This is a genomic window from Acidovorax sp. Root217, assembly GCF_001428645.1.
Taxonomy (GTDB): Bacteria; Pseudomonadota; Gammaproteobacteria; order Burkholderiales; family Burkholderiaceae_C; genus Acidovorax.
Genome location: NZ_LMIH01000003.1, coordinates 285 through 14,006 on the forward strand (window position 1 = coordinate 285; position 13,722 = coordinate 14,006).

The window sequence follows — 13,722 nt, forward strand, 5'->3', positions numbered from 1 at the left end:
GGAAATCGATGCAATGCTGGACCCGACGCGCTGACGCAGGTGATCCGTGGACGGGCCTTGCGCCCACCGGGGGCTGTGCATGGCACAGGTGAAGAGGAACGACAAAGAGGGCAGATTTCTGGATCGCGTGCTCGAACGCGATCCCGCCTGGACGCGGGGCATGGCGCTGGTGGTGGTGCTGTCGCTGCTGGGGGCCTGGCTGGTCGTGCAGGCAGTGGTGTACTGGCGCGGCCAGGAGCGGGCGGTGGAGCGCACGCGCATCGTGCAGCAGGCGGCCGATGCGCTGATCACGCAGACCACCGGGGGCGGCCTGATCGGCGCCGTCTCGCTCATGGGCCTGAGCGAGCCCCAGCTCAAGGACATGGCGCGCGGCTACACACCGCCGGATGACCCGGGATCGCTGGCGCGGCTGGCGGTGGCGCGCGGGCGCTTTCTGATCAGCGGTGTGTATGTGATGTCGGCCGATGGCACCGTGGTTGCGCACGAGACGGCAGGCGAGAAGGCGACCGGCTCCAACCTGGCGTTTCGCCCCTATTTTCGGCAGGCCATGAAGGGGGCCATCAGCGTCTATGCAGCCATTGGCGTGAACAGCCAGGAGCGCGGCCTGTACTACGCGGCGCCCCTGTACGAGACGGACTCTCCCTCCAGCTCCATCATCGGCGTGGTGATGTTCAAGGTGGGCTTCGAGGTGGTCGATGCGCTGGTGGCAAGCACCGGCATCCCCGCGCTGCTCATGTCCCCGCAGGGCGTGGCGTTCTCGTCCACCCGGCCCGAATGGCAGTTTGCCGTGGCGCCGCCGCTCACGCAGGCCCGCATCGATGCGATCCGTGCGTCGCGCCAGTTCGGGCGCCACTTCGAGAACGGCGTGGCCTCCGCGCTGCCGTTTGCGCCCGATGCCGGCGAGGTGCTGCTCAATGGCGTGACCTATGCGGTGGCGAGCCGGGGCATCGAATGGAACGACCCTGGAGGCCAGTGGCAGCTGGTGGTGCTCGACGATGTGAGCGCCCTGGTCCCCGCCCTGCTGCGCTGGCAGGTGGGCGCTGCGGCCTTTGTGCTGCTGGCCTTGCTGGGGCTGCTGCTGCTGGACCTGCTGCGCAGCCGCGCACGCATGGCGGCCGCGCTGGAGCGTTTCCGGGTGCTCGGCGCGGCGCTGGAGAGCAGCCCCGTGGCCGTGGTCATCACCGATGGCGAGGGCCGCATCGACTGGGTGAACCCCCAGTACGAGCGCAACACCGGCTATGCCCTGGACGAGGTGCGCGGCAAGAAGCCGTCCATCGTTTCCACCGACCAGACGCCGCCGCAGACCTACAAGGACATGTGGGCCACCCTGCTGTCGGGGCGGTCCTGGCGCGGCACCTTTGTGAACCGGCGCCGCGACGCCAGCATCTACCACGACGAGGCCACGCTGTCGCCCGTGTTCGACGGGCGCGGCAAGCGCATTGCCATCGTCGGGCTGCACGAGGATGTCTCGGAGCGCATGCGCGCGCAGTCCGAGCTGGAGCGGCGCGAGCGCCTGCTCAACGAGCTGCTGGAGCAGCAGACCGCCATCTTCGACAATGCGCCACCCATCCTGCTGGTCTGCGAAGGGCAGTTCCGCCAGTTCAACCCGGCCTTCGTGGAGCTCATGCGGGGCACGGCCTCGCAGTTGCTGGGCGGCGAGGTGACGGCGCTGTTCGGCGACAAGGTGCAATCGGACAGCTTTGCGGCCCTCATCGCGCAACGGCTCGCCTCGGGCCAGGCCTTGCGCGAGCGTGCCACGCTGCGCCGGCTGGATGGCAGCAGCTTCGAGGCCCGACTGGCCGGGCGCAGCATCAATATGGAGGGCTACCGCTCTGCCTCCATCTGGGTCATCGAGGACGTGACCGAGGCCCGCAAGGGCGAGATCGCCATCCAGCAGGCCAATGAGCGGCTGGAGATCGCCCAGGAAGCCGGCAAGGTGGGCGTGTTCGACATCGATCTGGTGGCCGACACCGTGGTCTGGTCTGACAAGCTCGTGTCCATGCTGGGCCTGCCGGCGGGCACGCAGCCTGCGGGCCTTGGCTACTGGCTTGACCGCCTGCACCCGGATGACCGCGAGGAAGCGAGTGCGAATTTCAGGGCCAGCCTGGATGGGGTCGATACCGACCTGCGCAATTCCTGGCGCATCGTGCGCCCGGACGGCGAGGTGCGCTGGTTCCTGATGGCTGCGCGCATCCTGCGCGACGGCGCGGGCCGTGCGGTGCGCGTGGTGGGCGTGAGCGTGGACATCCACGACCAGAAGCAGCTGGAGGAGCAGGTGGAGGAGCAACTGGGCTTCCAGCAGGCGCTGATCGACGCGATTCCTGTGCCCCTGTTCTACAAGGGGGCCGACGGGCGCTACATCGGCTTCAACCGCGCCTATGAACAGGCCTTCGGCGTGCGCCGAGACCAGTTGGTGGGCAAGACCGTGCTCGACCTCGACTTCCTGCCGCCCGAGCAGCGCATGCGCTTCCAGGGCGACAACCTGCAGGCGATGAATGGCCTGCATTCGGTGCACAAGGAGGTGGACCTGTCGTACGCCGACGGGCAGGTGCACCACACCCTGTTCTGGCTGCACGCCTTCGCACGGGCCGACGGCTCGCCCGGCGGCGCCATCGGCACTTTCGTGGACATCACCGACCGCCAGCGCGCCGAAGAGGACCTGCGCCGCGCCAAGGAGCTGGCCGAGGAGTCCACCGCGCTCAAGTCCAATTTCCTGGCCAACATGAGCCACGAGATCCGCACGCCGATGAACGCCATCATCGGCATGTCGCACCTGGCGCTCAAGTCGGGGCTGAACGCGCGCCAGCACGACTACGTGAGCAAGATCCAGCAGGCCGGGCAGCACCTTTTGGGCGTGATCAACGACATCCTGGATTTCTCCAAGATCGAGGCGGGCAAGCTCACGGTCGAAAAGCAGCCCTTCGTGCTGGACCGCATGCTTGAGAGCGTGACCGACGTGGTGGGCTACAAGGCTGGCGCCAAGGGGCTGGAGCTGGTCTGCGATGTCGCCGCCAACGTGCCGCCCAACCTGCTGGGCGATTCGCTGCGCCTGGGACAGATCCTGATCAACTTTGCCAACAACGCCATCAAGTTCACCGACCAGGGTGAGATCAGCATTGCCGTGCGGCTGCTCGAAGAGAGCGAAACGCGGGTGAGCCTGCGCTTCGAGGTGCGCGACACGGGCATCGGCCTCACGCCCGAGCAGATGGGGCGGCTGTTCGCCAGTTTCCAGCAGGCCGATACCTCGACCACGCGCCGCTATGGCGGCACCGGCCTGGGCCTGGCCATCTGCAAGAGCCTGGCCGAGCTGATGGGCGGCGAAGTCGGGGTGATCAGCGAGTTCGGCCAGGGCTCGACCTTCTGGGTCAGCCTGCCGCTGGAGCGTGGTGCCCCGGCCCGGGTGCTGTTGCCGCCGCCGGACCTGGTGGGCCGCCGGGTGCTGGTGGTGGACGACAACCACACGGCGGCCACCGTGCTGTCGGACATGCTGCAGGCCATGGGCTTCGAGGTGGAGCAGGCCTACTCCGGCTTGCAGGCGCTCGATCTCCTGCGCGAGTCCATGGCGAAGAACCGCTTCTTCGGCCTGCTGCTGCTCGACTGGCACATGCCGGGCATGGACGGTGTCGAGCTGGCGGGCCACATCCGCAGTCTGGGCATGCCCCAGGTGCCGCAGATGCTGATGGTCACGGCCTACGGGCGCGAGGACGTGATGCGCGCTGCGCGCGCGCAGGGCATCGAGACGGTGCTGATCAAGCCCGTGAATGCCTCGCTGCTGCTGGAGACGCTGATGCAGCCCCTGGAGCATGCCCTGCCGGCGCTGCAGCGCCAGTACGTGCCACCGCCCGTGTCCGAGGAGCTGCCCCTGGCCATCCGCGGCGCGCGGGTGCTGCTGGTGGAGGACAACGAACTCAACCAGATGGTGGCCGTGGAACTGCTGCGCGACGCGGGTTTCGACGTGGACGTGGCGGGCAACGGGCAGGTGGCCATCCACCGGCTGCACGAGGACAGTTACGACCTGGTGCTGATGGACATGCAGATGCCGGTGATGGATGGGGAGACCGCCACGCGCCACCTGCGCGCGGACCCGCGCTTTGCGCGCCTGCCCATCGTGGCCATGACGGCCAATGCCATGGACGCCGACCGCCAGCGCTGCTTTGATGCCGGCATGAACGACCACGTGGCCAAGCCCATCGACCCTGCGGCCCTGTGGAAGGCCCTGGCGCGCTGGATACAGCCGCGCCCCGGGCTGGGCGTGCCCCAGGGCCTGCCCCCGCAGCCGCACCACGCTGGCGCCATGCCACCTAGGCCCCCACAGCCTGTGGACTGGCCCCTGGTGGCCGGGCTGGATACGGCGCTGGGGCTGCAGCGTGCCCTGGGCAAACCCGCGCTTTATGGCGACATGCTGCGCCGGTTTGTCGAGGGGCAGGCTGGCGCCGTGCCGGAGATGGAGGTTGCGCTCGCCAACGGGGACCTGGGTCTTGCCGAGCGCCTGGCGCACACGCTGCGCTCGGTGGCCGCCAACATAGGTGCGCAGCCCGTGGCAGACCGCGCCTACCAGCTCGAAGACCTGCTGCGCAAGGGCCCGCCGCCACCAGAGGCCACCGCACCCCTGCTCGCGGCGCTGGGTGGGGTGCTCCTGCCCCTGATCGATGCGCTCAAGCGGTGGGCCGCAGGCGCGCCGGCACTGGCCGATGCAGCCGGCCTGGTGCCGACCAGGCCCCCGGCCGAACTGCTGCACCAGCTGCGCACGCTGCTGTTACAGGACGACCCGGCAGCCGCCGAGTTTTTGCAACACAATGCAATGGTGTTGGAGGGATTCCTGGACCCGGTGTTCAAGGCGGTGGATGTGCACATTCGGAACTTTGATTTCGAACAGGCGCTGGATACCATCGCCTCTGTGGTGCCCGAGCCGCCACCCCCTGATTCCGCCATAGCCCCCTGAACGGTCCCAATTCGCAGGAAAGCCCATGGACAACGCGCCCTTCGCTTCGCACCAGCCGACCCTTGTGGACAAGCCGATCGCCACAGTACTGGTGGTGGACGATACGCCCGACAATCTCACGCTGATGGGCAGCCTGCTGCGCGAGCACTACCTGGTGAAGGTGGCCAACCATGGGGAAAAGGCACTCAAGATCGCCCAGTCGGACACCAGGCCCGACCTCATCCTGCTGGACATCATGATGCCCGAGGTGGACGGCTACGAGGTCTGCCGGCGCTTGAAGGCCTCGCCCGCTACGCGCGACATCCCGGTGATCTTCCTTACCGCCCGCTCCGACCCGGATGACGAGCGCATGGGCCTGGCCCTGGGCGCGGTGGACTACATCACCAAGCCCATCAGCCCGCCCATCCTGCTGGCGCGCGTGAACACGCACCTGGCGCTCAAGGCCACGGCCGACTTCCTGCGTGACAAGAGCTCCTACCTGGAGCGCGAGGTGGCCCTGCGCACGCTGGAGGTACAGGCCATCCAGGACGTGACCATCATGGCCATGACCTCGCTGGCCGAGACCCGCGACAACGAGACCGGCAACCACATCCGCCGTACCCAGTTGTACGTGAAGGCGCTGGCCGAACGGCTGCGCCACCACCCGCGTTTCGAGCACGCGCTCAATGACCGCATGATCGACCTGTTGTACAAGTCGGCGCCGCTGCACGACATCGGCAAGATCGGTATCCCGGACAGCATCCTGCTCAAGCCCGGCAAGCTCACGGTGGAAGAGTTCGAAGTCATGAAGACGCACACCACTCTGGGCCGTGCCGCCATCGAGGACGCCGAGAAGCGCCTGGGCATGCGCGTGGCGTTCCTCAGCGTGTCCAAGGAAATCGCCTACAGCCACCAGGAAAAGTGGGACGGCTCGGGCTACCCCGAGGGGTTGGCGGGCGACGCCATCCCCGTGTCGGCCCGGCTCATGGCGGTGGCCGACGTGTACGACGCGCTGATCAGCAAGCGCGTCTACAAGCCTGCGTTCTCGCACGACCAGGCCTGCAGCACCATCGTGCGTGGCCGGGGCACGCATTTCGACCCCGACATGGTGGATGCCTTCGTGGACATCGCCGAGGATTTTCGCGTCATCGCGCAGAAGTACCCCGACCCGGGTTGATGGGGTGGGGGAGGGGGGCGATGGACCACCCTGCAGGCTATCAGAGCGGGGCGCTCTCGTCCTTGGCTGCGCCGTCCTGTGCGTCGGGAGCGGCGTCCGCCGCTGGGGCCGCATCCGGCTCACCGGCATCGGCCGCCTGGCGCACGGCAGCCTTGTCGCCGGCACTGGCGAACTTGCTGTACTTGCCCAGGATGGGCACCAACTGGCCGTAGATGCGGGGGGTGCCGGCCAGGCATTCGCGCTGCTCCAGGAACTCGGCCTCGCCAGTGAAGTTGCCCACCAGGCCGCCGGCCTCGGTCACCAGCAGCGAGCCGGCGGCGATGTCCCATATGGACAGGCCGTTTTCGAAGAAGCCATCTGTGAAGCCGGCGGCCACGTACGCCAGGTCGAGTGCTGCGGAGCCGGGGCGGCGCAGGCCGGCCGTGCGCTGCATCACGTCGGCCATCATGTTCATGTAGCTCTTGAAGTTGTCGCCCGGGCGGAAGGGGAAGCCCGTGGAGATCAGGCAGTCCTTGAGCTGGGTGCGCTTGCTCACGCGGATGCGGCGGTCGTTCATGTACGCGCCACGGCCCTTGGTTGCGGTGAACAGGTCGTTGCGCGAGGGGTCGTAGATGACGGCCTGCTCGATCTTGCCCTTGACGGACAAGGCGATGCTCACGCAGTACACGGGAAAGCCGTGGATGAAGTTGGTGGTGCCGTCCAGCGGGTCGATGATCCAGACGAATTCCGAATCCTTGGCGCCGTATTCCGAACCCGACTCTTCGGCCAGGATGCCGTGGCCGGGGTAGGCCGTCAGCAGGGTTTCGATGATGATCTTCTCGGCCGCGTGGTCCACCTCGGTCACAAAGTCGTTCACCTGCTTTTGCGAAATGCGCACGGCCTCCACGTCAAGGGCCGCGCGGTTGATGATGGCGCCGGCGGCGCGTGCGGCCTTGATGGCCACGTTGAGCATGGGGTGCAGGTTGGACGACATAAATTGTGGTTTCTGGCAGGGCGCCGGCAGGGGGCGCGCCTTGCGAAAGAGGAGCGTGGAACGCAGCCAGGCGATGCGGGCGGCGACAATAGGGGCTGGATTTTACCTGTTTTGCCGTTTCCGTCCCAATGCAAGGGCCTATCCAGGTCCGCACAGAGCCCTTTCGACCCCATGAAAACCCGTTTCGTCCTGATCAACACCAGCCATGCCGGCAACGTCGGTGCCGCCGCGCGGGCCCTGAAGACGATGGGGTTCGACGACCTCGTGCTGGTCGAGCCACGCTGGGCCAACGTGCTGCGGCGTGAAGAAACCATCCAGCGCGCCAGCGGCGCCCTCGACGTGCTGCAGAACGCGCGCATCGTCGCCACGCTGGACGAGGCGCTCGACGGCATGAGCCACCTGTGCGCCACGGCCATGACGCCCAGGGACTTCGGGCCGCCGACCCGCTCGCCGCGCGAGCATTTTGCGCAGTTGGTCGCCCCTAGGGCGGCAGACGCCGCTGTGGAGTCGGGTGTGGCCTTCCTGTTCGGCTCCGAGCGCTTCGGCATGGCCAACGAGGACGTGTACCGCTGCCATGTGGCGCTGTCGATTCCCACCAATCCCGGCTTCGGCTCGCTCAACCTGGGCGCGGCCATCCAGGTGATCGCCTACGAATGGCGCATGGCCCTGGGTGGCTTTGGCGCGCCGGCTGCTGTTGCGCCCGCGCCGGACCGCGAGGTGGCCGATGCCGCGCAGGAGCGTGAGCTGGCCGATGCCGTCCAGGTGGCCGGCATGCTCGCGCACTGGGAGCGGGCACTGGTGGACATCGGCTTTCTCGACCCCGATGCGCCCAAGAAGCTCATGCCGCGCCTGAACCAGCTTTTCAACCGCGCGCAACTGGGGTCCGAGGAAATCCACATCCTGCGTGGTGTTGCAAAAGCCATGATCGAGACGGCGCAGGCAAAGCGCTAGACTGCATTTCCATATTCCAAAAACAACTATAGCCATGTTTGCACGCCTGCGTTCCGACATCCAGTGCATCCTCGACCGCGACCCCGCTGCGCGCAGCACCTGGGAGGTGATCACCTGCTACCCCGGTCTGCACGCCATCTGGCTGCACCGGCCCGCGCACTGGTGCTGGGGCCATGGCTTCAAGTGGCTGGGGCGCTTCATTTCGCACATTGCGCGCTGGCTCACGGGCATCGAGATCCATCCGGGCGCCAGGATCGGCGAACGTGTCTTCTTCGACCACGCCATGGGCGTGGTGGTGGGCGAGACGGCCGAGATCGGCGACGGCTGCACCATCTACCAGGGCGTGACCTTGGGCGGTACCTCGCTCTACAAGGGCGCCAAGCGCCACCCCACACTGGGCAAGGATGTGGTGGTGAGTGCGGGTGCCAAGGTGCTCGGTGGCTTCGAGGTCGGCGATGGCGCCAAGATCGGCAGCAACGCCGTCGTCATCAAGCCCGTGCCCGCAGGGGCCACGGCCGTGGGCATCCCGGCGCGCATCATCCCCTCCAAGGCCGGCCAGAGCGCCGACGTGACCGAGCCACAGCCGCGCAAGTTCACGGCCTACGGCATCACGCAGGAGGACGACCCGCTGTCGCAGGCCATGCGCGGCCTGATCGACAACGCCTCCTCGCAGGAGCACCAGATCATGCTGCTGTGGCAGGCCATCGAGAAACTCTCGACGGCGGCCCCCGCCACCCGGGACTGTGTGCCCTGCGATGCGGCCACTACCGAGCAGTTCGAGGCGGGCAAGCTCAACGAACTGGTGGGCAAGTAGAACCCTTTCCAGGGTTCTCTCCCACCCGGCAGGTCATTTCTTGAGGAATCGGCTGTAGACAGCCCGTGTCTCGGCCTCGAAGTAGCGCCCGGCAGTCTGCCTGGACAGTTCCGAGGTCTCCTGCCAGCCAAAGAAGATGATCGCGTCATAGCTGTCCGAGATCTGCAGCTCGGTCTGCATGAACTCGCGGAAAACCTGCTTGTCCCACGCGGGCTCGCGGAAGGCCTGGGCGATGTACCAGGTTTCCACCTTGGGCTGGGCGGCCCGTGCGAGGCCCGGCAGGGCGCGCGACCAGTCGTGCAGCGCGCTGGTGGTGGTCTTGTCGCCCAGCCAGTAGGTGGTCGTGCCCACCCAGTCCACCTGCGCGATGGCCGGCGCTATGAAAGGCATCACCTTGGGGTGGCCAAAGGTGGCGTGCGGGCTGAACGACAGCCCCAGCTTCACCTGCGGCAGGCGCTGGCGCACCAGCGCGGCGGCACGCTTGAGGTCGTCGAGCTGCGCCTGGTATTCCGCCGGGTCGTCCTCCACCAGCGACGCCTTGAGGTACATCTCATCCAGCAGGTACACGTAGACGCCGGGCTGCAGCAGGTCGGCGTTCTTCGCGATGTAGGCCTCCAGCACGGCGGGGGCGTCGCTCACCAGGCGGGCGGCGCCTTTGTCGGAGATGTTGAACAGGAACAGAAAGTCCAGCATGTTGGTCTTGCCGGCCTTCTGTATCGCACGTGAGGTCTCCAGTGCGCCGCCATAGCCGCCGTAGCCGGCATTGGTCACCAGGTCCGAGGTGGCCACCTGTTCGGGCGTGCCGAAGATCTCGCCCACCAGGCGCTGGGGCGTTGGCGTGGGCCCATCGCTGCTGCCGCCGCCACCGCCGCAGGCAGCGAGCAGGCCAACCAGGGTGAGCTGCAGAAGAAGTCTTTTCTTCATCATGTGTCGGTGAAAGTGAATGTAGCGACCAGTCTAGGGGCTGCACAACACACTTTCGTGTGACCCGGCGCACCCATGTGGGTCACGAGTCGCATCACTGGTTACAAAATGCAAGCCCGGCGCACCTCGCCAGGCCTGCATTCAGCGGCTGCGCACCGCGCTCTTGGGCCGAAAGGCCTTGCAGACCTCGTCGCGGGTTTCAAGGTAGGGCCCGCCGATCAGGTCGATGCAATAGGGCACTGCTGCGAAGATGCCGGGCACGATCTGGCTGCCATCGGCCGCGCGCAGGCCTTCCAGCGTCTCGGCAATCGCCTTGGGCTGGCCGGGCAGGTTGATGATCAGGCTCTGCCCGCGCACCACCGCCACCTGGCGCGAGAGGATGGCCGTGGGCACGAACTTCAGGCTGATCTGGCGCATCTGCTCGCCAAAACCCGGCATTTCCTTGTGCGCCACGGCCAGCGTGGCCTCGGGCGTCACGTCGCGCAGCGCGGGGCCCGTGCCGCCGGTGGTCAGCACCAGGCTGCAGCCCGCGTCCACCAAAGCAATCAGCGTGGCACTGATGCCCGCCTGCTCGTCGGGGATCAGGCGCGCGTCGAAGGTGATGGGGTTGTGCAGCGCCCGGGTGAGCCAGTCCTGCAGCGCCGGCAGGCCCTTGTCTTCATAGACGCCGCTGCTGGCGCGGTCGCTGATGGAGACGATGCCTATCCGGACAGGGTCGTGAACGGCGCCGTGCGCAGCTTCAGGCATGGTCGCCGTCCTCGTCGCCGTCTTCGTCGTTCTCAGGCACGTCGCCCATGTGCTCGCGCACCAGCCGGAACAGGTCGCGGTAGGCGCGGCCCTTGCGCGGCGCCAGGCCTTGCGATACGGCGGCTTTGTCGGCGGGCGGCGCATCCTTGCGCGCCTGGCGGATCAGGGCGCGCAATTGCTGGGTGTCGGTGTCGGGGTGCTCGGCCATCCAGGGGGCCAGGGCCTCGTCGTCGGCGATCAGGCGGTCGCGCCACTGCTCGGCCAGGTGCAGCGTGAGTTTCACGTCGGCCGAGCCCTTGTGCTGCTCTTCGAGCGCCTGGCGCGCAGCCTGCACCAGCTCGGGGTCGAGCTTGCGCATGATCTTGCCCACGTACTGCATCTGGCGGCGCTTGCCCTCGAAATTGGTGATGCGCTTGGCCTCGGCCAGCGCGTCCACCAGCTTCTCGGGCAGGCCCACCCTCTCGACCAGGTCGGCGCGCAGGCTCAGAAGCTCCTTGCCCAGGTCCTGCAGGGCATCGCTTTCGCGCTTGAGATCGGTTCGGCTGGCATCGGGCGTGCCTTTGAGTTCGGCTTTGAGCTGAATGTCCATTTCGCTGCCTTCGGCAACGAACTGGCCCTTCACAAAGTAGCCTTTTTTGGGTTTGCGTGACATGGGTGGGGGCAAATGGGGAGGTGGCGCAGCGCGCGCCACAGCGGCAAGTATCATAGCTGCCGCTATGAATAAACCCTCCATCCGCACGCCGCGCGCCTCCAGCGCCCCGGCCGCCACCGCATCCGGCACCCCCGACAACGGCTTCAGCTACAGCCGTCCGTTCTTCGAAGAACTGGTGGACCGCGCCCTCGCGCATGCCAAAAAGCTCGGCGCCACCGACGCCGGCGCCGAGGCCTCCGAGGGCTGCGGCCTGTCGGTCAGCGTGCGCAAGGGCGAGCTCGAAACGGTGGAGCGCAACCGCGACAAGTCGCTGGGCATCACCGTCTACATCGGCAACCGCCGGGGCAATGCCAGCACCTCCGATTTTTCCAGCAAGGCCATCGAGCAGACGGCGCAGGCCGCCTACGACATCGCCCGCTTCACGGCCGAAGACCCCATGGCCGGCCTGCCCGATGCCGACGACATCGCGCCCATGGACACGCACCGCGACCTGGACCTGTTTCACCCCTGGTCCATCGACAGCGAGCAGGCCGCGAAGATGGCCATGGAATGCGAGGCCGCCGCCCTGAAGGCCAGCCGCCGCATCACCAACAGCGAAGGCGCAGGCGTGTCGGCCCAGCAGAGCCACTTCTTCAGCGCCCACACGCGCGGCTTCCGCGGTGGCTATGCGTCGTCGCGCCACAGCTTCTCGGTGGCGCCGATTGCCTCGCTGCCCGGCCGCAATGCCGAGATGCAGCGCGACGCCTGGTACAGCTCCATGCGCGATGCGGCCGAGCTGGCCTCGCCGCAGGCCGTGGGCCGCTATGCCGCCGAGCGCGCGCTGTCGCGCCTGGGCAGCCGCAAGATTCCCACCACGCAGTGCCCCGTGCTGTTCGAGTCCACCCTGGCCGCCGGCCTGCTGGGCGGCCTGGTGCAGGCCGTGAGCGGTGGCGCGCTGTACCGCAAGAGCAGCTTTTTGCTCGACTCGCTGGGCAAGCGCGTGCTGCCCAAGCACATCGACGTGCGCGAAGACCCCTTCGAGCTGCGCGGCAAGGGCAGTTCGCCGTTCGACGATGAAGGCGTGCGCGTGGCTCCGCGCCAGGTCGTCAAGGGCGGGCGCCTGGAGGGCTATTTCCTGTCCACTTACTCGGCACGCAAGCTGGGCATGAAGACCACCGGCAACGCCGGCGGCTCGCACAACCTGACCATGACTTCACGCCTGACCCAGCCCGGCGACGACCTCGACGCCATGCTGCAAAAGCTGGGCACGGGCCTGTTCGTGATCGAGCTCATGGGCCAGGGCGTGAACTACGTGACCGGCGATTATTCGCGCGGCGCCAGCGGCTTCTGGGTCGAGAATGGCCGCATCGCCTACCCGGTGCATGAGATCACCATCGCCGGCAACTTGAAGGACATGCTGCAGGGCATCGAGGCCGTGGGTGCGGACACCTACAACTACGGTGCCAAGACCGTGGGTTCGATTCTCGTGAACAAGATGAAGGTGGCGGGCAGCTGAGCCATCAGGCCGTGGCGCGGGACTGCGCCGCCCAGGTGTCCTTCCTGCCCCTCATGCCCACTGGCAGCGCCATCCCCACGCGGTTGCGCGACAGGGTGCCGGCAGGCTCCAGGTGGGCCAGCATCAGTGCCGCGGCGTCGGCATAGGGGTTGATCATCTCGGGCACCTTGGAGGCGAACAGCAGCAGGAGCAGTGGGGCAGGCAGCGCGTTGGCGAAGCCCGCAATGCGCACCGGCAACTGCTCCGTGGCCACCCGCATCCGGGCCATGCCGAGCGCGGCCTTCTCCACCATGGGGCCGGGGCACAGCATGCGCCAGTCCAGGGGCGACGCGCAGATGCGTTCGTAGTTTTTCAGGTGCGGCCAGTAGGTGTCGCGCACCTTGGGCAGGGTGGCGCCCTTGCGGCCCGTCTGGCCGATGTCCAGCGCCGCAGCGCCCCCAAAAAACCAGCAGATAGGCCGCTCGGAGGCGGGCAGCGATTCGACGCTTCGACGATGCGCGCCACCAGGTCCACGAAGGCCTGACCCTCGGTGACCATGCTGGCGCAGTTGATGAGTGCATCGTGTCCCCGGACGATTGCCGCCAGGTCCTCCGTGGCGATCTGGCCGAGGTCGGCCTGGTGCAAGGTGACCAGTGCACGTGTCTCGGTGGGTAGCTTGGCCGGGTTGCGTACGAGCACGCAGACTTGGTGGCCGGCGGTGATCGCCTGTTCGAGCACGTGGCGGCCACGGGAGCCGGTGGCTCCGAGGATGAGGCGGCGCTTCATGGGGATTAGCGTGGTGGGTTGGTGGCGGTGGTTTCTGGAACCTGGGCGCGATCATTCCACGCAGTCCGATTGAAGCCAGGGCCCTGCGCTGCACTGGGGGGGGCGGGGTGGTGAAATTGTTCACGGCTTGGGGTGCCTTTGTGGCAGCGGTTGCTGGCGTGTGTTGTCGAGACATGGCGTGCGCTGCGACGGATTTCACGGATCGTGTGCTGTGGTTGCTGCATGCCTGTTTTAAAGGCTGAGGCCGGGGTGTGCGCCCGGCGGCGCACCCACCTTCTTTTGCGTCGCCAAAAGAAGGTGGGC

General features: G+C 67.3%; 11 protein-coding genes. 5 read left to right on the plus strand and 6 right to left on the minus strand.

All coding sequences use genetic code 11. The annotated features are described in order from the left end of the window. Window positions 1-79 precede the first annotated feature (79 nt). The gene (locus tag ASE31_RS00715) at window positions 80-4,942 is read left to right on the plus strand and encodes a PAS domain S-box protein (protein WP_057199632.1); all 4,863 of its coding nucleotides are present in this window, start codon (window positions 80-82) and stop codon (window positions 4,940-4,942) included. A gap of 25 nt (window positions 4,943-4,967) precedes the next feature. Continuing rightward, a complete protein-coding gene (locus ASE31_RS00720; protein ID WP_057199633.1) occupies window positions 4,968-6,098 on the plus strand; it encodes a two-component system response regulator in 1,131 nt (376 codons plus the stop codon). Window positions 6,099-6,138: 40 nt separating this feature from the next. Here ASE31_RS00720 and ASE31_RS00725 read toward each other — a convergent pair whose 3' ends face one another. After that, entirely contained in the window at window positions 6,139-7,071 is a 933-nt protein-coding gene (locus ASE31_RS00725; RefSeq protein ID WP_057199634.1) for an inositol monophosphatase family protein, read from the minus strand. A 171-nt stretch (window positions 7,072-7,242) separates the two neighbouring features. Here ASE31_RS00725 and ASE31_RS00730 point away from each other — a divergent pair, with 171 nt between their 5' ends. Together ASE31_RS00730 and cysE are read left to right on the plus strand one after the other, a co-directional pair. Next, a complete protein-coding gene (locus ASE31_RS00730) occupies window positions 7,243-8,022 on the plus strand; it encodes an RNA methyltransferase (protein ID WP_057199635.1) in 780 nt (259 codons plus the stop codon). A gap of 34 nt (window positions 8,023-8,056) precedes the next feature. Next, the gene (gene cysE / locus ASE31_RS00735) at window positions 8,057-8,836 is read left to right on the plus strand and encodes a serine O-acetyltransferase (RefSeq protein ID WP_057199636.1); all 780 of its coding nucleotides are present in this window, start codon (window positions 8,057-8,059) and stop codon (window positions 8,834-8,836) included. Between the two features lie 33 nt (window positions 8,837-8,869). On the opposite strand, the gene ASE31_RS00740 is transcribed toward cysE, so the two are convergent. From ASE31_RS00740 to yjgA, 3 genes are all read right to left on the minus strand, one after another. Beyond that, window positions 8,870-9,760 (minus strand): hypothetical protein, encoded by an 891-nt coding sequence (locus ASE31_RS00740; RefSeq protein WP_162261365.1) that lies wholly within the window; start codon window positions 9,758-9,760, stop codon window positions 8,870-8,872. 141 nt (window positions 9,761-9,901) lie between these two features. After that, window positions 9,902-10,507: a molybdopterin adenylyltransferase gene (mog, locus tag ASE31_RS00745; RefSeq protein WP_057199638.1), complete on the minus strand. Its 606-nt coding sequence runs from the start codon at window positions 10,505-10,507 to the stop codon at window positions 9,902-9,904. Then, the gene (yjgA, locus tag ASE31_RS00750) at window positions 10,500-11,159 is read right to left on the minus strand and encodes a ribosome biogenesis factor YjgA (protein ID WP_057199639.1); all 660 of its coding nucleotides are present in this window, start codon (window positions 11,157-11,159) and stop codon (window positions 10,500-10,502) included. The genes mog and yjgA overlap by 8 nt, the downstream gene beginning before the upstream one ends. A gap of 64 nt (window positions 11,160-11,223) precedes the next feature. On the opposite strand from yjgA, the gene pmbA reads away from it, so the two are divergent. Then, entirely contained in the window at window positions 11,224-12,654 is a 1,431-nt protein-coding gene (gene pmbA / locus ASE31_RS00755; protein ID WP_057199640.1) for a metalloprotease PmbA, read from the plus strand. 4 nt (window positions 12,655-12,658) lie between these two features. Here the strand turns inward: pmbA and ASE31_RS32330 are convergent, their stop codons facing one another. Further along, the gene (locus ASE31_RS32330; protein WP_235514194.1) at window positions 12,659-13,033 is read right to left on the minus strand and encodes a hypothetical protein; all 375 of its coding nucleotides are present in this window, start codon (window positions 13,031-13,033) and stop codon (window positions 12,659-12,661) included. Next, a complete protein-coding gene (locus ASE31_RS32335) occupies window positions 13,006-13,419 on the minus strand; it encodes an NAD(P)H-binding protein (RefSeq protein ID WP_235514196.1) in 414 nt (137 codons plus the stop codon). Before ASE31_RS32335 ends, ASE31_RS32330 begins: the two co-directional genes overlap by 28 nt. Window positions 13,420-13,722 lie beyond the last annotated feature (303 nt).